The following is a 24,669-nucleotide window of genomic DNA, read 5'->3' as shown; positions in this document are numbered from 1 at the left end:
CCTACTTCCCCCGCTCGAAGTATCGAAAGAACGCAATCCGATGGGACTCGTCGGCAGGACCGCAGTGCAGAAACCACTCACGCCTACCTTTGGGCAACGGGAGGGTCTTCTCCCCCCGGAGCGGTGTTTCGGAACCGTCTGGACCGCTGACCAAGCGGAACTCGCGATCGCTGACATTGGAGAGAGACACACCTCCACGACTGACAGACACCTCGAGTTCCGGCTCGTTCGCTGCTTCTAGCGGCGCAGCCGACACCATATGTGTGGTAATCACATCCGTTCTGCCGGCTTGAACAACCTTTCGCCAAAGCGGCTTGGATGCTCGCAGCAGTGACCAGTCCTCTTCATCGAGGCGAGGCTCCCAATGCCGTATCTCGATGGACAAAACTCCGGTTTGGCTTCCTTCGGAGGGACACCACGGGCAGCTATCGGCGTTGACGAAATGGGTCATCCCGCACTCGTCACACCAGATGGTCATATCTGCTGCACGCCGAAAAGCGTCGACAAAGTCGACCATGCTCGGCCGAGCTGTCCGATCTTCGCGCCCATCCACGAAGGTCCGCTCGAACAACTCCCGAAGCTGCCGAGTCAACACCCAAGCGCGAGGCACGCCCTCGTCACTTCGATTGCTGGCATCGCTCGGATCGTCCACAAAGGGCAACTCCCCCCGGAGCGCCTTCTCCTCAAGGTCCTCGGTGGTCGTCACATCCCATCCATTGACCTCCACGGCACTGCCGAGAAAGGGATGATTTAGAACGAGCACCCAGTACGCGAGGATCGCAAACGAATAGACGTCGGTGAGCGTGTCTGCGTGAGCGCCGTGCTGCACAACCTCGGGCGCGCCAAAGTATGGTGTGTAGACACTCGTCGAAGCGCGGGGCAGCCAGTCGAGATTGTCACAGTCAATCAGCCACACTCCGCTAGCGTCGACCGCCTCTGGCACAAACACGTTGTTGTGGGAGATGTCCCCATAGACGAGCGGCACAGCGTGGAGACGCGCCAGGATCCACGCGAGTTGCGACAGGATCTCCAGCCGGCGTCGAAGACCTCCACTGTCCAGATAGAACTGTGGCAAGCTCTCCTCGCTACCAGTGGCAATGAGCCCTCCGATGGGCCCCATCTGCTCGAGGAGACGCATGGTGTAGCCGACGTGGCCGTGCAGCATGGCCAATGGGCTCGCCACGGGCAGGCCGGTAAGCGGAAGCGTGCGAACTTCCTCCAGGCGCCGCCGCAGTCGGCGGCGCCCCTCGTCGAGCGTCTTGGCCTCCCCGCCCTCACCGGGCGGGGCACAGAACTTCACGACGACGTCGGGCGTACTCGAGGATCGAAAGACAATCCCCTGCCCGCCCTTGCCGAGCGGTTTGTCGGCCAACTCGTAGGTATTACCCTTCTCGTCGACCACGCTCTCCGGATAGATATTGTCTGTATCGCTCGTGCTCATTGCTTAGAGCTCCTCAAGGCCGAAGGGGTTGTCCATCTCCGGGATCTCGTTCGGGTTGACGCTGCGCGACCGCATCGTCACGGTCATCGTCACCAAGTCGAAGAAGTTCTTGATGCGACTGGCATCGTCGGCCCGATAAATCGGCTTCTCGGGATTGTTGAGGAACTTGCGCAGCATTTGCTCGTCCGCGTCGGCGCCAATGGCGAGCGCCATTCGGTCGGCTTTGCTCGCGCGCCCCTCGTGGGAGAGCCGCTTCAGGCCCTGACGCCAGTCATCTGTCGGCTGGCCGTCGGAGACCAAGACCACCGTCGGCCGGTACGCGTGGCTGTCGATCGCCTCCCGGTTTTCGATCAGCTCGGCGGCCATCTCCATAGCCTGGCCCATTGGGGTACCACCGCCGGCGTGCATCGACTCCCAGGAAGTCTCGCCGGCGCTGGTCAGCGGCGTGTGCAACTTCGCCTCACCGCCGAAAGTGATGACCGCCACGTGAATCTCGGCCCGAAGGTCGTCTTCGTCGCCGAAGGTCTCGATCATCTCGGACACCGAGCGGTTGAGCGCGTCGATCTTACCCTCGACGGACATGCTTCCGCTGACGTCGGCGAGGAGAATAACGGGGAGCTGGCGAGCGGACGAAACGGTGAATTCGTTGAACTTGCTCTTTTCTTGCATGGCTTTCTCGGATTGAGTTTCTTCAGTATGGGTACAAGTGCCTATGATTGAAACGGTCGATGTCAGCTCGCGCGGAGCCCGCTGAAGTCACGGTTTCGGTAGACCGTCATGACCACGTTGTCGCTGGAGTCACACACCACCTGCACGCCGCGAAACGGCTCCAGGTCGGCCTCGTGCGCAAACTCTTCGGCTTCTCGCCGCCCGATGGCGAACACCCGGGCACCTCTGGCGTAAACGCAGCGCCCGTAGGTCAGCACGGCTCTCACCGCATCGAGGCTCAGGCCCCGCCGGTGCATCCTCTTGTGCAGGTGCTTGGTCAATTCGTACTTCCCATTCAACGACGGGCGATACGCACGAGAAATCCGCAGGCTTCTCTTCAAGTGGTGCATCTTCGTTCCGTGGCTTCAGGTTCATCATCGACTCGCCAAAGCCATGTTGCGAAGGCCATGCCAACCCTCGAAATCCCCTCCAGGCGGCTTCAGCTGGCGCTCCCGCCGCCCATCGGGTAAGGTTCTTTGCGTTCGACGTAAAAACTTTTACCACCATGGGGATGGATACCGATGAAAATACTCGTCTGCTGGATCGGTTTTACGGATATTCGGGCATCGCAGGGAAAGGCGAATGGGATCGGGCCGATCGCCCAAGCCTTTGAAACGTTTGATTTCGACCGTGCTGTGCTCTTGTGTGACTCCGACGATGCTCAAGGTCAACGCTATCGAGAATGGGTAGCGCCGCGCACCAGTGCTGAAATCGACCTGCGCACTGAGATCGACCTCGACTCACCCATGGATTTCGAAGGCATCTACCGTGCCGCCACCGACGCGTTGGAAGACGTGCTCAGCGAGAGCACCGATGACGCCAAACCAGATCTGACCTTCCATGTCAGCCCGGGTACACCCGTCATGGCCGCCGTCTGGATCATTCTTGCGAAGACTCGCTTTCCCGCTACAGTTATTCAATCTTCTAAGGACCACGGTGCGCAGGTACTCCCAGTCCCCTTCCACCTATCTGCGGAATACATCGCCGACCTAACCCGCCACGCCGACGAACGTCTGGTCGAAGCAGCTCAGGCGCCCACCCCTGAGGATCCGGCGTTCGAATCGATTATCCACCAATGCGGCAAGATGCAGGAGTTGCTCAGGCGCGCTCGCCTGATTGCACCGAGACACGTACCGGTGTTGATCCAGGGCGAAAGCGGAACTGGCAAAGAACTACTCGCTAAAGCAATCCATCATGCGAGCCCTCGAAAAGACGGCCCATTCGTAGCTGTAAACTGTGGTGCAATCCCTCCCAATCTTGTGGAAGCTGAGTTTTTCGGTGCCGTCGCAGGAGCCTATACCGGCTCTAAAGTCGACCGCACTGGCCACTTCGAAGAAGCCGACGGGGGTACGATTTTCCTCGACGAAATCGGCGAGATGCCGCTGGAGATCCAGGTCAAGGTGCTTCGGGTTCTCCAAGAGCGCAAGGTCATGCGAGTGGGTTCGAGTGACGAGATCGACATCAACGTACGTGTGGTCGCGGCGACGAACCGCTCGCTATTTCGAGAAGTCAATGAAGGGCGATTTCGAGAAGATCTCTTTCATCGCATTGCCGTTGGTATCCTCGACATTCCTCCCCTTCGTGAACGTTCGGGTGATCTCGACCCACTGGTCAATGCGATCCTGGCCGACATCAACGACGAGTTCGGTGGCTCCGATCCCAAGGAGCTATCGACGCCAGCCCGAAAAGCATTTCACCGGCACCACTGGCCGGGCAATATTCGCGAGCTTCGAAACACCCTCTTGCGCGCCTACATCATGACGTCCGGCCCGCGCCTCAGCGGCGAGATGGTCGAATCATCCTTGCTGACCTTCGAGCCGGGTCAGCAGGAATTGCTCCATCGACCTCTCGACGATGAATTCGACCTCGAAGACATCTTGAACGAAGTCAAACGTCACTACATCCAGCGCGCACTCGCGGAGACTGATGGCGTGAAGAAACGCGCGACAGAACTTCTTGGGCTCGGGACGCGCCAAACGCTGTCCAACTGGATGGACAAGCTGGGCGTAGATGCCTGAGATACACTGGATGCATCAAATGAGACTGTGCTCTTCACAAAGTTCAGCGTCGTAAAAGTCGCCTGCCTCGACCATACCGACACACTTGGGCATCCGGCACAGGAGCATCTTCGCGCCACAACTGCCGCACGCGTACTCGTTTCGACCAAGATACCGCTGCTGAGAGAGAGCGAACTTTCCGACATCACTACAGTTAGGACACCGAGAACTACTCGTGTCCTTCTCCACCTTCTCGCGCTTCTTCTCCGCCTTGTCCTCGGCTTTGTGAAACTTCTCGAGCTGCTTTTGGACATCCTTCCGTTCAATGCCGTACGACTCTGCGAGCGCGAACAGCCGAGCGCGGTGCTTGCGCAGTTCCTCCTGTTTGCGAAGCCGCTCGAGCGTCACCACAAACATCGCTGCTTCATCGACGATGATCTGTAGATCCTGCGAATAGTCGGGTTCTGACTTGGTGAACGGTAGCTTCTTCAGCAGCGACTGCGATTTTGTCAGCGGTTGCCCCTGCGTAATGCGCGACTTCGACCACGCAGGACTTCCTGACGATTCCCGAATGTCGTTTACGATGCGCCGACGCTCTGCTTCGGGCGGCACTTGGCTCATCAGGGTCATATCCAGGAGTTCGAGTTCGTCCTCCTGCATCCCATCGGCCTCAGCGATGGTCCAAAGCGCGCGGATTGCGCCTTCAGCAAGAACTTTTTCGCGCTCGTGCTGGCGCTCGACCTCGCTGACGAACTCGAGGTACTTCTCTTCGCTGTACCCAAGTGCCTTGGCAAGGCGAGCAAAGAAATCCTTCTCCGTCGAATCAAAGTCGCCGTCGGAATGACAAATGAGCACACCAAATTTAAGTAGCGTCTCCTTATGCGCGGCCGTCAGGCTCTGCTCTCGAATCGCTTGAAGAGCGAGTTCCTCCGCATTGCTCTCTCGGACGGTTTCCAGACGTGCACGTGGGTCAAAGCTGCCTTTGCTCGGGACGCGACGGAGCAGGTCGCGCATGAACCGAAGCTCTTCGATACTCACTTCGCCATCACGATCCGCGAGTGCGTACAGCGAGGGAATTGCCGCCTTGAGAAAAGCAATCTCCCTTTGACGATCCCGTTTGGCCGTCACCCCCGACACAACCGTTCGAACACCCTTCATCGCCGCAAAGCTCACACCTGTAACCAACCAGCCTGGAGGGCCGAAGAAGCCCGAAACGAATGGTATCGCCTTCAGCACGCCGCCGAGCAACGGATATTTGATAGCAAACCAAGCGGATGTCACAAACGTAGAGACCACCGCATCGACACCACGACCAACGACACGCCATCCCTTCATCTTTGCAAGCGCGAACATGAGCGAGTCGCCGGACATCAACGCACTACCAAGGTTGATAAGCGGCACCAAGTCCCCGTACTCGGCGGCAACCTCTTCGCCGAGAAGCGCGTTGATCACCTCGTTATTCAACGAACCGAAGCTCTGACGGAGTTCGGAATGTACCTGAAGTGTGGCTCTCGATGCGTTAGAGAAGTACATGCAACTCTCCCAGGGGGGCTTTTTCTGTTCATAATGGCCAGTATCAACCTCCGATGACGAGCTGATTTCCGGCCTGGCTACTGCTGCTCCGTACCCAACTCGATGAGCTCTGCGCTCTGGTCGCACACGACCGCACTGATACTGCGCATGTTCTCTTCGAGCCGATCCCATTCTGCAGCCGTTAGGCGCTCGAGGTGCTCCATGCGCAGTCGATGCCGCTCGAACAGCACGTACTTCGTGTGACTGACGGCGTACTTGGACAGCGCCATCCATTCCGCGAGATTGATGGCCAGGGGATTGCCCTGGTAGAGGACGATCTTTCCAGCGTTGCCCAAACAAGCGATCCCGTGGGCGGTTAGCAGCATCGAACGTAACTTCGGATCGCCAGCGCCGGGAAACTCCACCTCGCCGTGCTTGAGGAAATATCGGATCATGGCATAGCCGCGCACGACCAGTTCGACGACGGCGACACTGATGCTGCTGGTCAAGAAATGACGCAGATCAAAGCCGTTGTAGTCCATCCAACGAGCCAGCTTGGCCAGCGTTCTCTTCTCCCCATTGATTTCGATCTCGCCGACGTTCAAAAACTGGAAAAGCTGCATGAGTGGAGCAGGCAAGCCCGAAGGCGTGCACACATCGGACAGCATATGGCCGACCTGCTTCAGAAAAGCGGTGAATACTCCAACACGCTCTCCGTTGGCCGCTGGTCTGCCGATAAACGGCGTGTGCGTCCCGGAGCCAATGTCGTATTTGAAGCCGGTAATAGTCCCTCGACAGAGATCTATGATGCCAAAGATGAGACCCAGAATTGGAGCGTGGCCAAGGGTCTGGAAGCGATGGGTGTGTGGGGACATGCCTGGAAACGGTTTCCCGTCAGCAGAGCGAAAGCCATCGTATGGGGTCTTGCAGGTCTTTTCGCACCAACGTGCGAATTGTGCGAACCAATCCTGCTGTTCTTTGTCAGAAGTATTGTACTGCTTCAGCCAAGCCGTAATTGGACTGCCGGTTTGGCCGGCGAACTCGCCAACCGCGATGTCCTGCGGGATCTTGACGAGCAGGAAGTCTGTGAGCGCGGCGAGAACTCCTGCGACACCAACAACACCGTAATCCCACGGATCCCAGCGGAATTGAGCGTCGTAGTCGGAGTTCCGAAGCTGCTCGAGGTCTTCATCGCTGAGCAGCGCCTCGAGCGGCGGAGCAATCGTCCCCTCCGCTGAGACATTCTGTGCGGCCGCCTCGTTCACGAACGTACGCCAGCTTCGGTACTGCCAGCGGCACGACGTGCTCTCAAAGCGCGCATCGATCTCGGCATAAAGCGACTCAATCTCGATCGCCTCGAAATCGTCTACATCCCCATCACACAGGAGGTCAGCAGACGCCTCGATTTCGGCTAGGTCGCGCTCGAGCTCGAGAATGTCACGACGGTTTTCCCCCGTCTGACTCAACGCAGCCTCAGCCTCGTCGAGACGAACCGACACAGTCTCGACGAGGCGAGCTTGTGCGCTTAGCACGACCGCCAATTCCTCCAAGAAGCTGTCAGACAGCGCGATGGGCTCAACTGGCTTTTTTTCGCTTGGCAATGATCTTCTTTAGCTGTCGGATGCGGTGAGTGAGCTTCTCGATGGCTTCGCGATTCGCAGCGGATTCTTCGGCGGCCTGCCGCAGATCTTCAACGCGATTCATCATGTGCGTGATGGCGTCTTGCAGGTTGGCGATCAGCCGCTGAGCGCGGCGCTCCTTCTGCTTCCTCAATGTCTCCTTCTTGCGAGAGGAGCCCAGGTCCAGAGCTACTGCTAGCGCGCCGAACGCTGCCGCGCCCATCAGCGCCGCCACCCCAATTCCTGGAACCATCCCAAGCCCCAATCCCAATGCTGCAAGCCCAGATGTGATGCCCGCGGCACTGAGCCCGATAATCGAGCCGGAGAAGTACACAGCAGCCACGGGCACACCTACTGCAGTCATTCCCGACACCGCTGCTTTCACAGCATCGGTCGCCCGATCATCGTCAACACCTCGTTCTCGCAGCTCTTGCATCGTTTCGACATACGACACGATTTCCTCGAACTGCGCATCCGTAATGCCCAACTTCAATTGCGCCTGCTGTAGTGCTTCCTCTTCGGTCGGGTCTACAAGTGCATCCGCCTTTGCAACCTCAACGAGGTTGATCATCAATGCGTAGCGGAGAGTCTCGTTCCCCTCGTTCAGTACGTCGAGGCACTCCTTAAAGTCGGGAGGTTCGATAACGAAATTGCGAAGCTTCTCCTTGGACTCGTCACTGAGGCCCTCCGAGTCAATAAGCTCGTAGATGACGAAGAGCTCCTCGCGATCGACTTCGCCATCGATCGCCGACATACAGAACAGCGCACCGAAAAATGCCAGGCGCTCCTCGTCGGGAAGTTCGGTGAAGTCAAACTCCTCTGGATCGGCCATAGTATTACCCCTTTGTTTCAGTTGGTTATCGTCGTCGAATTGGCACAAAGGCTGTCTTGAACGGCTATTGAGAAGCCTTCGCGAGTGCCTAACGCGGAGCGGATTCCGCACCGCTTTGTCGACTGCGTATGCAGGAAGGCTATTGGCGGAAACGCCATAGCGCAAGGGGAATCTCGTACTTTCTTCGCGGTAAGCGCGTGGCGAGACCCTCCGCAACATGTGAAGGGAGTGCTGTTTACACCCGGTCGACACGCTCGTCTCTCCCGAGTATCGTCACGAGCATGGTGGCTCAGGGGGAAACTCCTACCCTAACCACGCCACGATGAGTGTATGAAATGAGTGTGTGAAAGTCGAGACGGAAGCGCACCGCCAAACCGCGTACGACCCCGATCCGCGCCAACGAAAGTAGATGGGTTTGATTTAGTCGTAGGGAAGGAATCATGGGCAAGTTAGGTAATCTCAAGCGGCTGGATCCCCGGCATGTATGGGCTCACGAAGCCACCGAATTCACACCGTGGCTCGCCGACCAGATCGAGATGCTCGGTGACGCCATCGGCCTCGAGCTCGAGCTGGTTCGCCGCGAGTCGAGCGTCGGCGACTTCTCGGTCGACCTGCTCGCGCGGGATCTAGGTCGAAACCAACTCGTCGTCATCGAGAACCAGCTCGAAGTCACAGATCACTCCCACCTCGGTCAGCTGCTGACCTATGCAGCCGGCACCACTGCAGGTGGCGTAATCTGGATTTGCCGAGAGTTTCGGGAGGAACACAGGCAGGCGCTCGACTGGCTCAACGAGCACTGTCGAGACATCGACTTCTTCGGTGTCGTGCTCGAGGTACTGCAGATCGACGACTCAGCGCCGGCGGCTAACTTTCGCCCCATCGCGTTCCCAAACGACTGGACGCGCCGCTCCCAGGAGGCTGCGAAGTCGAGCGAGCTCTCCGAACGGGCCAAGGCATACCAAGAGTTTTTCCAGCGCCTCCTCGACCACCTACGCGAGGAGCATCGGTTCACGGGCGCACGCAAAGGACTGCCTCAGAACTGGTACTCGTTCTCATCCGGCCACAGCGGCTTCAACTACGGAGTTAGCTTTGCCCGCGGCGGCGAGATCCGAGCCGAGATTTACATCGACACCGGCGAGGGCGACGAGAACCTGGAGATATTCGAGGCGTTCCAGGCCGAACGAGAGGCCATCGAACACGAGTTCGGTGAACCGCTGCGCTGGGAGCGGCTCGACAACAGTCGGGGATGCCGGATCGCCACGTATCGCGACGGGAGTATCGAGGACTCCGACGAGGAACTCGAGGAGTACTTGAAGTGGGCGACCGACCGGATGCTGCGGTTCAAGAAGGTGTTCGACGGTCGTTTGTCGCGGCTGCCGTAAGGCTCGGCACATCTGCGGTTGCAAATTTAGCGGGGTGTTTTTCGCGTAGCTATTCGAAACCCAGCTCGGCAACGTCGATAAAGTTTACGGATCTTAGAAAGTTGATGCTCGACTCAGCATGGGCGTCGGTTCCACGTCCAACGATTAGGCCGACAACGTCTCGCCCAGCAGCGTACTCCTCCTTGACCGAGCCCATGTAGCTGGTCACCTGCCCAACGACCTCGCGCCGAACTCCGACATTCTTGAGTTCGAGGACGACGAGGCTACCTGTTCGTTTGTCGATGCAAAGGAGGTCGAGTCGTCCACCCGTCGCGAGAACCAGTTGCTGTCCCGTCTTCCCTGTTTTCTCATCGCGCCATAGCTCGAGTTCATATCCGAACGGCTCGAGCCGGTGCAGCTCGGCTTTAAGGCGCTCCTCCAGGTCGCGCTCAGATTCGACTGGTGTGGTGGGCAAACTCTTCTGCTCACCGCTCTCCCGGTCGCCGCGATCCGCCAACTCCAACAGCGCGTCCCAGGTCTCGGCGGGAATCGGAAATGAACGTTGGATGAAGTTTACCTTCTGAGCGTGCCAGTCGGCGAGTTCGGGAGCAGAACGAAGGGTGCGGTTCGGGATGGGTGAATCCAGCTTTGCCACCGGTTGCCACTCACAGCCGGCCGCCTCGCCCGTCGAGCCATAAGGATCGTACCCGACGTTCCAAGCGTCTGATGTCGCCTGGAGAATGTAGGCAATATCGCTCTTGGGTGACTTCCGGTACAGCATGATCAAGTCACCTTCGAGAACGCTCGAATCGCAAGTCCACCAGCCGGCCGAGCGAGCACTCCTGTCCGGATCGAGTTCTGGGCGCTCGTTGCCGGCAAAGTCCAGATAGGACTCCGAACCTGCGACCCAGAGCCAATAGCGTATCGAGGTGTCACCAGCTTTTCTGCGCGCCGCGGCCTCAGGTGTGATGGCAAGTTCCGGCGGCCGGATCGCGTGCTCTCTGCTCGACTCGCGGTGCAGCTCGCTGGACCGGGTGAATTCGTCAAGCATCACCTTGCCGGCTCCGATGAGGCGCTGGAGAAATGATTCTTCGGACATAGATACCCCTGCATGGAGAAGTTGGGGGTAGGATGCAGCGAAATCCTACTAGCCGCAAGCACGACAGACCGGTGTAAACCGCCGCCGGCGCTGGAGGACGGTGGCACGCTCGTCACCTCCGGGAAGAAAATCCCACTGCTCGATTGGGCAATCGAGCCGAAATGCCTATGATGGACGCACCGCCACCATGACTCGTCGAAACGACGGGAAGCGGAAGCCGCTTCTACCTACGACGCGTGCTTTCGCGCTTGCTGAAACCGCACCGACTTCTGGGATGGGATGATGACCGACGCGTACGCCCGATACGACCTCACCAAGAGCGTTTCCCCGACCAAGCATCCGGTCGAGCACCAGCGAGAGGCGCTCGACGCGCTACAACGGTGGTACGACGGCAAACGTGACGACGCAGCCGGCGCCCTGCTCTCCATCCCCACGGGCGGAGGAAAGACGTTCATCGCCACGCGGTTCCTGGCAAGAACCGCTCTTCGAGAGGGTCGCAAAGTGCTGTGGTTGGCTCATACCCACCACCTTCTCGAGCAGGCGTTCGAAGCCTTCGGGGAAGGCGTGCAAGCGATCGGAGAGGAGCGGCAGGTGAGCGTGCGGACGGTTTCTGGGGCACCTGGACACTTTCGCATCGGGCACGTCGAACCGGGAGATGATGTCGTCATCGCGACGATTCAGACGATCACAGGTGCGTACAAACGAGGCGTGGACGCCTTGGAAGAGTTCATCGATGCCGCAGGCGACGATCTCTTCGTGGTCTTCGATGAAGCCCACCACACCCCGGCCAACACGTACCGCCGGCTGCTGCTCGCCCTGCGTGACCGGATCCCGCGCATGCAGCTTCTCGGTATGTCTGCAACTCCCACGTACACCGACGAGGGCAAGCGTGGGTGGCTAGGAGAGTTGTTTCCGCAGGGCATCATCTATCGGGTCACCGCCGACGATCTGATGGCGGCCCGGGTCCTCGCGCAGCCTAAGATCCACGACATCCCGCTCGACTTCACGCCCACCTTCGACGCCACCGACTACGAGCGATGGTCACGCACCAATCGAGACCTGCCCGAGTCGATCATCACCCAGCTCGCGGAAAACCGGGAGCGCAACGCCCACATCGCGGACCACTACGCTCAGAACCGGGCACTGTACGGGCAGACCATCATCTTCGCCGACCGTTGGCCGCAGTGCATCATGCTCGAGGAGATGCTCGAGGATCGCGGCGTGCGGGCCGGCTCGGTCTTTTCCCATACCGACCCGCGAGGGCGAACGGCCGAGGAGCGGAACAAGACTCGCCACAGCAACGACCAGGTCATCGAGGCGTTCAAGAACGGCGAGCTCGATGTTGTCGTCAACATCGGGATCCTGACAGAGGGCACGGACGTCCCGGACGCGAAGACTGTGTTCCTGACCAGGAAGACCACGAGTTCGATCCTGCTCACCCAAATGGTCGGACGGGCGCTGCGTGGCCCGAGATTTGGCGGTACCGACGAAGCTCACATCGTCTCGTTCATCGACGACTGGCGCCAACTCATCCACTGGGCCGACGTCGAAGACATCTTCGGTGGATTGGAAACCGGCGGGGATCCCGCCGAACGTACGCCTATCGAGCAGATTTCGGTGGCGCTGGTGCGACGGCTCGCTCGTCAGATGGACACCGGCATCAATATCAACCCTGTGCCGTACACGGAGTTGCTGCCCGTAGGCTGGTACCGTGTCGAGTACGAGGTGCGGGCCGACCACGACAACATCGAGCAGGTCCGACGAATGCTGCTCGTCTACGAGGACCAAAAGGAAATATTCGACGGCCTGCTCGAAGAATGGACACGGGATCTTCCGCAGGTATTTGTCGACGAGCTGCTCTCCGAAGACGTCGACCGGGTCGAGGAGCGCATCGCCTCGCATGTCGACCAGTGGGCTGAGCGGTTTGGAGATGCGCCCGAGGAGTTGATGTCGAATATCCGACCGAACCTGAGGGCGCTGGCTCGTCACATGGCACAGGGCGACGGGCGCCGGCCCGAGTTCTTTCCCTTCGAGGCCCGGGACCAACACGACCTCGACGTCCTCGCGCAGCACGTCTATCAGGAACGTCTCGACCGAATCGAAGAGGAAGACCTGCTTCGGCGAGAATACGGCCAGGCCGATCGCTACTGGAAACGATTCTACCCGTCGTTCGAGCACTTCTGCAGCGCCTTCGACGCTTCGTACCGACGCCTGCGAAGCGACACACCACCAACGGAGATCAACAAGACCGTCGTCGCACCGCCGCCGCCTGAACTAACCGAGGAAGAGAAAGACGAAATCATCAATCGGGCTCGGGGCCGATGCCTGTGCTGTGACTGGGACTACCGCCCTTCATTGGAAATCGACCACATCCGCCCGTACTCCGACGGCGGCAGCACGTCGCGCCAGAACTCGCAGACGCTGTGCAAACGCTGCAACCAAGTAAAGGGAACCGACTTCATCAACTTTCGCGTCCACGCCACCCCGTGGAACGAAGCTCCAACTTCGGAATTGCGCCTGGACGCATACCCGCCAAACATTCGTGACCACGCGATGGATCCGAAGTGGTGGTCCTGCTACTTCGCTCGGGTCATCAATTTCTTCTACGAGAGCGATGCGGTGGACCGAGTCGAAGTTGGCCAGCGAGGCGAGGCGCTGCGGGTCTGGAAGATCCACCTATTCTCAAACAATCCTTCCGAATGGCTGGAGCCGCGACTCCCGAAGTTGGTCGAAAAGGCCCGCCAGATCCGGGCCGACCACAAATTGAAGGCCGCTCCGAAGCGCATCGAAGTCTACGTGCAGGGTGAAAGGGTGGTCAGCGCGAGCAGCGACGCGGGCGAGACAGTGGCGTCACCTGTCACGTAGTCGGGCGAGGCCGCTGGCGATCTCCTCCATCACATGCTCACGAATCCGAGAAAACGGGTCGTCAGGCTGGACATCGGTTTCGCCAGACTCGCAGCGGCCATCTTCATCGACCGACCACGCGATGCGCGCTTCGATACCTGGAGGTGACGGGAAAGGTGCTTGCCAGATCCGCACCGAGAGGTTCTCGCCACGATCCGTCCAGCAGGACAACGTGTCCCCATGCCGGTCCACCCGTGACGATATGGAGATCACAGCAGCTTCAATCTGGTCGAAAGCATCGCCCATCCACTCCTCAGGCTTAAAACTCAGGAAGTCGGCACGCTTGTCGTCACGCCCCGGCAGGTCATCGTTTTCAGCCCAAACCCATGCATCACGGGTATTTTCCCAGCGTTTGTGGTCAGTCATTCTCGGCTCCGTCTGAAGTAACGTCGATGATTCTTCCAGCTCCTCAGTCCGAGTAGCGAGTCATACAACCTCGGCAGGATCCAGCAGCGTCAGGATAAGCGGCGCTCGGAGGAGAATCGAGCGGCACCTGCCATGGTCGATTACGAGGTCGGAAAGGTACAGCCTTGCTATGAAGTGGGCCCGGGCGTCTTGAATGAGGAAACCGAGTGGCTACCGGCGACCGCAAAGCGAATTCGACCGCCACCTCGTAAGTGCTATCTGGTTGGCCGGACGGAAACGGAACATCACAATCCAAGGTACCGCCTTCTCCTGAGCTGCACTCGAACGCCCATCGTGTGTGGGTGCCCTCGAACTCGAGGGTTGGGTGCAGGAGCAGCTCGCGGGAAGCGAAGCGTTCAACGGTCACCAAGGAGCGCCACCACCGCTCGACCTGTCGGTGTGGCAGGTCGTCGGGCAAGATGTCATCCACAGAATCCGCCGAACCAACCGGGCATAGGTGCCGTGCCTCACAGCTTTGCTTTTCCTGATGTAGGTGTAGGAAGGTAGGCGGGTTATTCAAAGGTGCATGGCTCTGCTTGACGTGTGCTCTTGACGTATGTTCGACTTTGAGGTGCAAACTTGCATTGGTTGAAGGGGAAGCGAGCAATGAGAAACGTCCGTCTGTATCTGTGTTCAGTGCTGTTTGTGACTGTGGCTACTTTAGTGGTTGCGGCCAGCGTCACTCCGGCGAGAGCCGAAGAACCTTCCAAGATCAAAGAGCTCCAGGCGGAGGTTGAACGGCTGAAAACAGAGCTCGCCCAGTGCCGTAAGCAAAACCATAAGAGTTCAGACTCTGATTCGTTGAGTAGCTCCGACGAGTCACAACGCCTGAAGAAAGCGTGCGTGAATATGAAGCTCGCTCCCAAGCACGCCAAGATTCTTGACCTTGTGAAAATTGAATTCAAGCCGGACGACTCGCAGTGCATTTTCGTCGCCAAGGCGAAAGTGGCGATAAAGCACTTTCCATTCGTGTTCGCTGAATTCGACGCAGATGACATCAAATTGGATCGGAACATCTCCGTCTTCAACAATCTGAAACCGGGAGATAAGGTAAGAGATAACTTCTCAGTTGAAGAGCAGACTGTGCGCATCGAGAGCGCCCCTTACTGATCCTACTCCCGCCAAGAATCAAATACGGACGACATCAGGCAGCGAGAAAGCGAATAAGTAAAACCACCCGACAAACTTCCCCAGAAGTCCCCCAAAGTCCCCCTCGGAACCGACCCGCCAAACAGCGATCAGCCACACCAGGTGGGCCACAGGTGGGCCATGGGCCCTCAAGAAGCAGAAAGCGGGCCGCCATGTCGACGACCCGCATCCTGTTGTGTTCACTGCCTTTTCTTGGCAAAGCGGGCGACGAGATTTGAACTCGCGACAACTAGCTTGGGAAGCTAGGACTCTACCACTGAGCTACGCCCGCGTCGGTTCGACACTCCCAAACTCTACTCTCTTCCTTGGTGGGGTCAAGAGCATTCTGCGCCGGCGCCGGCCTCAGGGTTTGGCGACCGAGAGGTAGTCGAGGCGCAGCAGGATGTCGTCGACGTTTTCGAGCACCAGACCGTCTTCGTCGTCGCGGGCGATGAGGCTGGCGGGGATGAAGAGCGCGTAGTCGCCGTATAGGCCGCGAGCGGCCAGTTCGCTGGTCTCGCCGTTGGCGTATTGGGTATCCTCGAGGGCGGCGCGGTCGACGCCGAAGAAGGCCTGGATGCGGGCGCGTGAGAAGCGCTCGGCGCTCTGCTCGACGCCCTGGTCGGTGCCGTACTCCTCGCCGACGCCGGGCTCGCGGAACAGGTTTTGGGTCGGCCGCACCGTGGCCAGCTGGAAGGGCTGGCCTTCGGGGGCGTCGCCGCACCACTGGCTGTAGAAGGTGTTGCGCTTGAGCAGGTCGATGCGCACGAACGAGGTGTCCGAGCCGCGGAACAAGTCGTCGCCGACCATCGAGGCGTTGACCGACCAGAGCCGCTCGGCGCAGTCGTTCTGCGAGTAGATGGGCACGCCCTTGGCGTCCATGCCCAGGGCGGCCAGCGGGGCGAGCGAGAAGGGGATGCGCTGGCCGGTGTACTGGCCGCGCTCGTCGTAGGCGGCGTAGCGCTCGGAGGTCAGCAGCACCTGGAAGCGCTGCTGCGGGGTCATCGGGCGCATCTCGGCCGGCCACTGGCTCTTGTCGCCCAGCTGCAGGATGTCGTCGCGCAGGCTGAGCACGGTGCTCAGCTCGGTGGGCCGACTGCCCTGGATGGAGCGGGTGCCCGAGTCTTGCCACAGCTCCTGCAGCACGGCCTCCAGGTCGGTGGGGACCTGGGCCTGGAGCACCTGCTGGCGCAGGCCGATGGACTGCTGGAATTCGTACTCCACTGCGCGCACCGCCAGGTAGGTCGCGCGGCGGGCGAGCTTGAAGTCGCGGGTGTAGGTGGAGACCAACTCGTCGAACCAGGGGGTGCCTACCGGCGCCGGGGTGTCGAACAGGTCCGACTCCTCCAAGAACGCGTGTCCGCGGGCGTGCGCCGACTGGGCCTCGGCGACCATCGTGGCGTACGAGCCCTGGGCGCCCTCCAGGTCGAAGGCGGCGCGCTCCAGGTCGATGGCGGCGGTCTTTGCGCCGACCAGCTTGAGGCGAGCCTCGTTGAAGCAGATCTTCTCTTCGGCCTCGGCCTCCAGGTTGGCGACGGTGTCGTCGTGTCGCATCTGGTTGCGCTCCATCTCGGACTGCAGGTTGATGCTAATGATCTCGGCCGCCGACTCGAAGCCGGCGGTGACACAGAGACCGGAGACGATCCCGCCGTTGACCACCGCGCTGAGGGGATCGTCCTTGTCGGCGCTCGCCGCCGCGCCCAGACAGTCTTTGGTCGCCCCGAGCGCCGAGGCGGTGCTGTCGGCGGTCGACCGCAGGATGTTCAGGTTGCGCATCGTGGTGCGGTGGGCGTCACGCACGTTTTTGAGCCGCTGATTGCTCTCGGCGAGCGTCCAGCACGATTGCATGGCGATGTCGTAGGCCTCGATATGATCGGCCATCTGCTGGTTGGCCTGCTGGACGTCGAAGTTCGCCGACGCCACCCCCAGGAAGGCCTCGCCCAGCGCGCCGCTGACGCACTCGGGCCGCTCGATGGGGCTCTTTGGCAGCAGGATGTTTCGCCGCGCGCCGGAGAAGCGCGCTTCGCACTCGCTCCAGTAGGTGTTCCAGGCGCCGAAGTAGCCGGTCTCGCCGTTGCCGCCGTTGCGGCCGCGCAACTGCAGGCTGGTCCCATCCAGGGGAACCTCGTCGAGCGCCGGGTTGGCCGTGCATTTCAAACAGGGAGTCTGCGGGTCCCCGGCGCACGCGCCGATAGAGACTGCCTGCGCGTTCGCCGAGTCAGTGCGCGGGCACCTGCGGGCGAAGTCGCGCAGCTTCTGGCTGGCGAAGCCCAGGGAGTCGTCCAGCGACGACTGGTCGATCTTGTGATGCATGCAGAATCGGGCCATGACGTCTTCGTCGGTCCACCGTTCGTACCAGCCCTTGACGTCGAACTGGCAGTCGGGGTTCTGTTGGTCGATCGAGCAGGTCGACGCGTCGAAGTCGGGGTCGTCGACCGGCGAATCGTCCAGCGGCCCACAGTAGTCACGCAGCTTGGCGTTGTACTCGCGCCGGATCTGGGAGGCCCACACCTGCACGTCGCGCTCGTAGCGCTCGGCCTGCAGGTCGCGGTCGGCCTGGTCCAAGAAGGCCTGGCGCGCCGCCTCCAAGGACGCCTTGGCGTCGTCGACCATCGCCGGCGCCCAAGCAGCGTCGTCCCCCGGCCCGGAGCCGGCGATGAAGTCGCTGACCGCGGTGAACCGGCCGATCGCCCCGGTGATGGTGGAGGTGTGGAAGTACAGCGGCAGGTTGCGGTCGGCGATCCCCAACGGGTCCAAGCCCGAGGCGAAGCCGGCGAGGGTCTGCGCGGTGGTCGTGCTGGTGGCGAGCAGCCGGCGCCAGGCCCGGTCGTAGTCGCTCTCGACCTGCGGCTGGGGCTGGCCGGCGCCGGCGCGGGCGTGCATGTCGGCGGCCAGCGCCTGCACCATGATGCTGCGGGGGGTGAACCCGCGAAGCAGCGCCACGCGCTCCTCGTCGGTCACGCTCAGCGAGGTTCGCACTTCTTTGTTCAGATAGATCGACTGGCGGGCCAGCGTCTCGAGCATCACCGCCGATAGGGGCTGCTTCTGCTCTTCGTGCTCTGCGGTCTCGTAGCCCGACTTGTGCGCGCGGTAGTCGGGGCTCTCCAGCACCGCCCGGGGCGTGTTCAACACCGCGTGGGTGATGTGCGGCGACAAGATCAAATCCCAGCCCTGCACCATCGCCTGGCGCGCCTGGGCGCCGTCGACGAATCGTTGACTCTCGACATCCTCGCCCCCGTCGTCCTCGTCAGTGCTGAAGACATTCTTCATGTCCGCCAGTTGGTCGGACTCGGTGGCGATGAACGAGTGCACCTGCAGCCAGCGGCTCAGCAGGCGGTGGGTGTAGGCGACGCCGGCGGCGTGCCTGTCGGACTCGGGCATGGGCACGTCTGCGCGCAGCGAGCGCGACTGCGCGGCCACGGCGGTCAGCAACCGGCCGACGCCGACGCACGCCGGGTCGTCGTACAGCGCGTCGAAGCCGGCGCCGTACGGCTCGGGCGACATCGTCGGCGGCGCATCGGCCAAGGTGAGCACCTCGTCGAGGCATCCGTTGATCGCCTCGCCCACGGTGCGCTCGCCGGGATCGACGGCGTCTAGGGCGATAGTCGCCGTACGCCTGCCCGAGGCACAGCTAAAGTCGCCCGATTCCGCCAGGGCCTGCGGGTCGAGGTCGAACTCGCCGGCCACGTAGTCTGCGTCGCCGGCATCGGGTGCCGGGTCCATGCAGAAGATCCCCTCGGAGCACGACGAGCCGACCGCCGGCAGACGGCACGTGCGGACGACCTTCATCGAATAGTCCGCCGTGATCGTCTTCTCTTCCCCAGATCTCAAGAAGGTCCCGTCGGCGGTGACCTCGAGCGTCTCACTGGAGGCGTCTTCGAGCACGCAGCCCGTCTTGGCGGCGACCTCCTCGCAGAAGTCGATGTGCGAGAAACTGGCGGCCCCGCCGCCATCGTTTTGGGTGGACACCTGCAGATTCAGGTCGGTCAGCTCGCAGGGGAGCCGGGCGTCCGACAGTTCTGGCTCGAAGGATGCGTCGTCGAAGCTCGGCGCGCTGGTGCCCCAGTAGACGTTGTCGATCAAGGCGTAAAACGGCGTATCTTCGCGGATCGGCTCGGTCAAATTGCGCCCATCGAGGCTCAACCACTTGGCAAAGAGGGCCTCGGCGACGGCGTTGCTGCCTTCTTGGCTGCCACACATCGCCAGCGACGCCGGGCCGCCGTTGTACCAGCGAAGCGCCGCGTCGGGGTCGATCGTCGCGTTGACGGTCTGGCCGAACGCGGCCTCCCAGGGGCTCGCCGCGGCGAGCTGCGCGGCGGGATCGTCGCCGAAGGTGGCGTCGGCGGGCACGGAGGGCGCCGCCTGGTCGGCGTCGGCGACCCGCTCCAGGTCGACCCGCCAGCGCACCGTGGGGGCCACATCAGCTCCGCTTCCGAGGAAGGACTGGGTCAACTCGAGCTCCACGGTGCGCGGGCGGCTGGTCACGTGCACCCGGGCGTCTACCGTCGAGGTCAACCAGGCGGTGGTGCGCCCGGCGACGGTGGTCTCGATGAAGGGATGCATGGGGAATGCGACCTGGCCTGCGCGCACGCCGGTGTCGGCGTCGGCTTCGCCCAAGGTCGCCTCTCCCACGAAAGCCGGGCGGCTGGTCAGCGCGTTCAGCTCGTCGGCGATGGAGATGACGAAGCGGTCGTCGACCGACCACACCGTCGCCGTGACAGGCTGATCGAGCCGCTCCGAAGGCGCGGAGAGCGCGTCGAGGTCGCGGTCACTGCCGACGCCGGACAGACGCATCTGCCCCTCGTAGCGCCCTGCAATGGGCGCGTCGGGCGCGGGAGCGACGTCGGGCATGGGAGCCAGGCGTTGCTGGGGCCGAAACAGGCTCAAGCGGTCGGTCCCCTCGGACGTATGGGCTTCGAGGGTGGCGATCGCGTCGGGGTCGACCTCCTGGTCGCCGTCGCCAGCCGTGCGCCGCTTGACGTACAGCTCGACGATCGCCTGCGCGTCGATCTCGGTGAGCATGCATTCGGCTGTCCACACCTGGGCGTCGGGGCACAAAACGAGCGCTCCGTCGACGCCTTCTACCCGGGCTCGAGAGACCGGCTCCTCGCCGGCGCGCAGCTCCACGCGCAGCGCCTGGCCGTCGGGCAAGGTGCGAGAGGAGGCGACGAAGCTGAGCGAGCCGCCGCCCTGGGTGGCCGGCAGGCGCCACTGGTCGACCTGGTCGGGCGAGCGGCATTGCCCGTAGGTGCTGCAAACCTCGCCGTCGGCGCAATCGGCGTCGCTGGTGCACTCGGCCTCGCAGCGCCCCAGGTCGCAGAAGGTGCCGCAGGGGCAGGTCTCGTCGGTCTGGCAGCGGTCGCGCTCGGCGATCCGCGCAGGATCGGGCTCGCATTGCACGACTGCTTGCGAAGGAGATTCGCCGCCGCCCCCGCAGCCGATGGTGACCAGCGCGATCACACCGAGCGCCATCGTCAGGGCTCGGCGGCGCAGGCGAAACCCGAGCAGGCCCAGCAAGACGACCAACGCGACGGCGGCGTTCGCCGGGGCGTCGACCGACGAGCAGCCTCCGTTGGCCGCTTTGCCCTCGCTCGACGAGTTGTCCGGCTGGCCCGAGTCCGTGCCGGCGTCAGCGCCGGGGGTGCCGGTGAGTTCTTCGACCGGCAGGACGATCACGCGCACCGTGGCGGTGGCGGTCTGCCCCTGGCCGTCGGTGATCGTGTACGCGAAGGAGTCCTCGCCTATGTGGTCTCCTGCGGGATTATAGGTGATGGCGTAGCCGTCGTGGCCTATCTGGCCGTGGGTCGGTCGGGTGGTGCTCTCGATGGTGAGCGTGTCGCCGTCGACGGTGGCGTCGTTGACCAGCACCTCGATCGTCACCGGGGTGTCCACGTCGGTCTGCGCCGTGTCGTCGGCGGCCACCGGGGCGTCGTTGACCGGCGAGACGGTCACCGTCACCGTGGCCGTCGCGTGTCCGCCGCTTCCGTCGGAGACGGTGTACTCGAAGGTATCCTCGCCGTTGAAGTCGGCGCCCGGGGTGTAGGTGAGGTCCGCGCCGTTGCTGACCGCAGAGCCGTGGGCCGGTTGGGTGACCGCGTGAACGCTGAGCGCGTCGAGGTCGACGTCGGTGTCGTTTGCCAGCACGTCGATCGTCACCGGCGTATCTTCGGCGGTGCTCGCGGCGTCGGCGGCGGCCTCGGGCGAGGAGTTCGGGATATCGAAAGCGTGCGCCGGGGTGCCTCCCACAACGATAGAGTGGTCGTCGAGCGTTATATCTGAACCGAACCCGGCTCCGGTCGCACGCTCGGCCGCGCCGAGCTTGGCGACCTGCCCCCAGTTGTCCGCCCCTCCATGGTCGCGGACAAAGACGTAGGCCGACCCAGAGTTCTCGTAGATTTGGTCGGTGTGCACATCGTCTCCCGGAGCGCCGACCACGAGCATGTCGCCGCGGAGAGCGACCGAGGCCCCGAACGCATCCAACCGAACAGCGTCCTTGGCGAAGAGCGTCTTGAACTGGCGCCACTGATCCGGCCCGCCGTGGTCTTTGGCGAAGAGGTAGACCTGGCCGGTTCCCGAGCCGTTGCCGTTGGGTGTCGGGCTGCTGGAGCTACCTACAGCCACCACGTCTCCGCTCACCGCTGCCGAATCGCCGTATTGCACGTCTAATTGCTTGATACGGCCCCAGTTGTCCGGACCGCCCTGAGCCCGGCCGAAGAGGTGGACATGGTCGTCCGCGATCCCCGGCGGGTCGATAATGGCGACGGCGTTGTCCTCACTCATCGTCAGCATGTAGAATTGAGCAACACCGCCCAGGTCGAGGTCTTTGACATACCTCCAAGCGTTCGCGCCGCTCGGATCCTTCGCGAAGATGAGTGCGACTTTCGAGTTATCCATTTTCATAGCGGTGAGGATGGCTGTGTCTGCATTGACCGCCACATGTCGTGCAAACCTCCAGTAGCTCGCGTCCGGCGCGCTCAATTTGTCGACGAGCCCCCAGTTATTCGGCCCGCCCTCGTCTTTGGCGAACAGATAGGCGGCGCCGGTGCCGTCGTCATCGTGGCGCGCCGTGATCAACGCGACGTCGCCGCCCATCGCGACCGAGTGCCCGAATTCGTCGTAGTCCTCGGGGTCGTTGGGCAGGAGCGTTTTCACCTGCCCCCAGTTCCCCTCCCCGCCCTCGTCCCTGGCGAAGACATAGGCCGCGCCCGAATTCACGCCGTTGGGCGCCGCCCCCCGATCTCCCACAATCGCCACGCCACCGCTCATCGCCACGACACCCCCAGCGGCGAGTTCGGTGGGGTCCGCCCAACGTCCGTCGAGGCGTTGCGCCTGGACGGTGGTGGGTTCGGGCGAATCGTCGGGCGCCGAGGCGTCCGAGCAACCGGAAGCAGCCAGTCCCACGGCCACAAGCAACACGGCGACGAGGCTTCGCCGGCGGCGCAGTCCCCATACGCCTAGCAACACCAGGAGCACGGCGGCGAGGTTGGCGGGGGCGTGCACCGTCGAGCAGCCGCCTTTGCCGGCGTTGGACTGCCCGCTCGATTGGTTGGCGCCGCCGGCATCGGCGTCGGCGCCGGTATCTGCGCCGGCGTCGGCGTCCCCGTCGTGCGGACCATCCTCGACGGCCATGACGGTCACGTGCACCGTCGCGGTGGCGGTCGCGCCGTCGGCGTCGGCCACGGTGTAGTCGAAGGAGTCGTCGCCGGCATAATCGGCCTCCGGTGTGTAGAGCACGGAGTCTCCGTCGTGGCTCGCCGTGCCGTGCGTCGGCGAGGCGACGCTGTCGACGACCAGCGAGTCGCTGTCGATGTCGGTGTCGTTGGCGAGCACACGGATCGACAAGGCGGTGCCCTGGTCGAGCGTGGCGGTGTCGTCGGCAGCAACGGGCGGGTCGTTGACCGCGACGACGGTGACCGACACCGTCGCCGTGGAGGTCTCTCCGCGACCATCTGAAATGGTGTAATCGAAGGAGTCGTCGCCGTTATATTCCGGCTCGGGGGTGTAGGTAATTTCCCCCTCGTCGTCGACCACCGTGCCGTGGGAGGGCTCGGTGATCTGTTCTATGACGAGCGGGTCACCGTTGGAGTCGACGTCGTTGGCGAGCACGTCGATGGCGGTCGGTGTATCTTCGTCAACGCTGAGCGCGTCGTCGGCGGCCTCCGGCGGGGCGTTGGGCACGCCGAATACGTAGGCCGCGCCCAACTGGCCGTCCGAGCCGCTGTTGCTGATCGCCCCGAACTCTCCGCTGACCGCCACGGCGCCTTCGGCCCCGAGGCCGGGCTGCTGATCGACAGCGCTGACGACCTCAACCTCGCCCCAGTTGCCTGGGCCGCCTTGGTTCTGGGCGAAGGCATACGCCAGCGCCTCGTCATCACGCATGGCGCCTATCCAGGCGACCGTATTGCTCACGGCCACCGTTTGGCCGAGCCAATCGAACGCCTCGCCGTCGGACGCGGTCAGCTTGACGACCTGCCCCCAGTTGTCGGTACCGCCTTCGTTTCGGGCGAAGACGTACGCCGCCCCCGCCCCACTGGCCCGGTCGTCGTCTCCACGGGCGCCCACCACGAGCAGATCGCCGCTCAGCGCGACCGCGGTTGCGAAGTCGTCGTCGGCCTCGAGCTCGGAGGGAACGAGCTTGGTGACCAGTCCCCAGTTGTTCGGGCCGCCGTGGTCTCTGGAGAATACATACGCGGCACCCGCGTCGCTCCCCCGCTCGTCATGGCCGTGGGCGCCGACGGCGACCACGTCGCCGCTCACGGCAACGGCGCGGCCGAAGGTGTCGTCGGCGGCGCCGTCGGGAGCGGTCAGCTTGGCGACCTGTCCCCAGTTGTCGCCGCCACCTTCATCTCGAGCGAAGACGTACGCCGCCCCAGACCAGCTCCCGCTGACGTTCTTGGCGTGCGCGCCGACCACCGCCAACTCGTCGCTGACTGCCACAGCGGCGCCGAAGCGGTCGCCATCGGCGGCGTCGGCGGCGTTCAGCCGGGTGATCCTTCCCCAGGCGTCCGGCCCTTCGACGTTGCGCCCGAAGAGATACGCGCTTCCCTTGCGCGCGCCGTCGTAACGGGCGAAGGGAGCGCCGACCAAGGCGACCTCGCTGCTCACCGACACCGCGGAGCCGAACTCGGCGTCCCAAGTGGCGTCGGAGGCGAAGAGCTCGGTGACGCGTCCCCAGTTGTCCTCCCCACCCTCATCGCGGGCAAAGATCACTGCCGCGCCGCTTCCGTTTGCCCTCGTGTTATCGCGGGGAGCGCCCACCAGCACCACGTCTGCGCTCAGCGCCATCACCTCGCCGAATTCGTCGGTGTCGGAGCGATTCGCCGCGACGAGCTTTTGCTGCTCGCTCCATGTCCAGGGGCCATCGAACGACTGGAACTCGAAGGTCGAGGGATAGTCTCGCTCGTCACCTCTCCGTTCGTCGACTGCCTGAGACTCCTCGGACATGGCCCCATCCGAGCAGCCAGCAGCGGAGCCGGCGAGCATCAGGGCGACAGGTATGGCGGCAAGAAAATGTGTGCGCTCCAACAACATGATTCACTCCCTCGTCATCAAACTGAGTAGACGGGGAGAGAATACAAAGAGGGCTCATTCGGCGCATTTACATGACGCGCCAATTCCTTCCCATTTTACGACGGAGGACTGAAATGTTTACGAAGGTGGACT

At 62.4% G+C, this 24,669-nt stretch carries 13 protein-coding genes and 1 tRNA gene; 4 read left to right on the top strand and 10 right to left on the bottom strand.

The features are described from left to right. Window position 1: 1 nt before the first annotated feature. The 3 genes from FIV42_RS15290 to FIV42_RS15280 all read right to left on the bottom strand — a co-directional run bounded on the left by FIV42_RS15290 (window position 2) and on the right by FIV42_RS15280 (window position 2,430). Window positions 2-1,402, bottom strand: coding sequence for a hypothetical protein (locus FIV42_RS15290; RefSeq protein ID WP_168210674.1), 1,401 nt, complete (start codon window positions 1,400-1,402; stop codon window positions 2-4). 42 nt (window positions 1,403-1,444) lie between these two features. Then, window positions 1,445-2,110 carry a vWA domain-containing protein gene (locus tag FIV42_RS15285; protein WP_141198532.1) on the bottom strand — a complete coding sequence of 222 codons (666 nt, stop codon included), beginning with the start codon at window positions 2,108-2,110 and terminating at the stop codon, window positions 1,445-1,447. A gap of 62 nt (window positions 2,111-2,172) precedes the next feature. Next, window positions 2,173-2,430 carry a DUF4258 domain-containing protein gene (locus tag FIV42_RS15280; RefSeq protein ID WP_168210673.1) on the bottom strand — a complete coding sequence of 86 codons (258 nt, stop codon included), beginning with the start codon at window positions 2,428-2,430 and terminating at the stop codon, window positions 2,173-2,175. A 240-nt stretch (window positions 2,431-2,670) separates the two neighbouring features. Between FIV42_RS15280 and FIV42_RS15275 the strand changes: the two genes are divergently transcribed. Beyond that, window positions 2,671-4,167, top strand: coding sequence for a sigma-54 interaction domain-containing protein (locus FIV42_RS15275; protein WP_141198530.1), 1,497 nt, complete (start codon window positions 2,671-2,673; stop codon window positions 4,165-4,167). A 15-nt stretch (window positions 4,168-4,182) separates the two neighbouring features. On the opposite strand, the gene FIV42_RS15270 is transcribed toward FIV42_RS15275, so the two are convergent. The 3 genes from FIV42_RS15270 to FIV42_RS15265 all read right to left on the bottom strand — a co-directional run bounded on the left by FIV42_RS15270 (window position 4,183) and on the right by FIV42_RS15265 (window position 8,109). Continuing rightward, on the bottom strand, window positions 4,183-5,679 hold the full coding sequence (locus FIV42_RS15270) for a tellurite resistance TerB family protein (protein ID WP_168210672.1): 1,497 nt from the start codon (window positions 5,677-5,679) through the stop codon (window positions 4,183-4,185). Between the two features lie 77 nt (window positions 5,680-5,756). Beyond that, window positions 5,757-7,259, bottom strand: coding sequence for a hypothetical protein (locus FIV42_RS30155; RefSeq protein ID WP_168210671.1), 1,503 nt, complete (start codon window positions 7,257-7,259; stop codon window positions 5,757-5,759). Next, window positions 7,234-8,109 carry a TerB family tellurite resistance protein gene (locus FIV42_RS15265; RefSeq protein ID WP_168210670.1) on the bottom strand — a complete coding sequence of 292 codons (876 nt, stop codon included), beginning with the start codon at window positions 8,107-8,109 and terminating at the stop codon, window positions 7,234-7,236. The genes FIV42_RS30155 and FIV42_RS15265 overlap by 26 nt, the downstream gene beginning before the upstream one ends. Window positions 8,110-8,549: 440 nt before the next feature. Here FIV42_RS15265 and FIV42_RS15260 point away from each other — a divergent pair, with 440 nt between their 5' ends. Beyond that, on the top strand, window positions 8,550-9,491 hold the full coding sequence (locus FIV42_RS15260; protein ID WP_141198527.1) for a DUF4268 domain-containing protein: 942 nt from the start codon (window positions 8,550-8,552) through the stop codon (window positions 9,489-9,491). A gap of 49 nt (window positions 9,492-9,540) precedes the next feature. Here FIV42_RS15260 and FIV42_RS15255 read toward each other — a convergent pair whose 3' ends face one another. Then, the gene (locus tag FIV42_RS15255; RefSeq protein ID WP_141198526.1) at window positions 9,541-10,569 is read right to left on the bottom strand and encodes a PDDEXK family nuclease; all 1,029 of its coding nucleotides are present in this window, start codon (window positions 10,567-10,569) and stop codon (window positions 9,541-9,543) included. 282 nt (window positions 10,570-10,851) lie between these two features. On the opposite strand from FIV42_RS15255, the gene FIV42_RS15250 reads away from it, so the two are divergent. Beyond that, window positions 10,852-13,434, top strand: coding sequence for a DEAD/DEAH box helicase family protein (locus FIV42_RS15250; RefSeq protein ID WP_168210669.1), 2,583 nt, complete (start codon window positions 10,852-10,854; stop codon window positions 13,432-13,434). Here the strand turns inward: FIV42_RS15250 and FIV42_RS15245 are convergent. Beyond that, window positions 13,420-13,839 (bottom strand): hypothetical protein, encoded by a 420-nt coding sequence (locus tag FIV42_RS15245; RefSeq protein ID WP_141198524.1) that lies wholly within the window; start codon window positions 13,837-13,839, stop codon window positions 13,420-13,422. The genes FIV42_RS15250 and FIV42_RS15245 overlap by 15 nt on opposite strands. Window positions 13,840-14,484: 645 nt before the next feature. Here FIV42_RS15245 and FIV42_RS15240 point away from each other — a divergent pair. After that, window positions 14,485-14,988, top strand: a complete 504-nt coding sequence (locus tag FIV42_RS15240; protein WP_141198523.1) for a hypothetical protein — start codon at window positions 14,485-14,487, stop codon at window positions 14,986-14,988. Window positions 14,989-15,226: 238 nt separating this feature from the next. On the opposite strand, the gene FIV42_RS15235 is transcribed toward FIV42_RS15240, so the two are convergent. Together FIV42_RS15235 and FIV42_RS15230 are read right to left on the bottom strand one after the other, a co-directional pair. Then, a tRNA-Gly gene (locus FIV42_RS15235) sits at window positions 15,227-15,298 on the bottom strand. A gap of 71 nt (window positions 15,299-15,369) precedes the next feature. After that, on the bottom strand, window positions 15,370-24,537 hold the full coding sequence (locus FIV42_RS15230) for an Ig-like domain-containing protein (RefSeq protein WP_141198522.1): 9,168 nt from the start codon (window positions 24,535-24,537) through the stop codon (window positions 15,370-15,372). Window positions 24,538-24,669: the final 132 nt, after the last annotated feature.

The sequence above is a fragment of the Persicimonas caeni genome (genome assembly GCF_006517175.1).
Taxonomy (GTDB): domain Bacteria; phylum Myxococcota_A; class Bradymonadia; order Bradymonadales; family Bradymonadaceae; genus Persicimonas; species Persicimonas caeni.
Note: the sequence above shows the minus strand (reverse complement) of the source record. Positions and strands in the feature narration are given on the sequence as shown.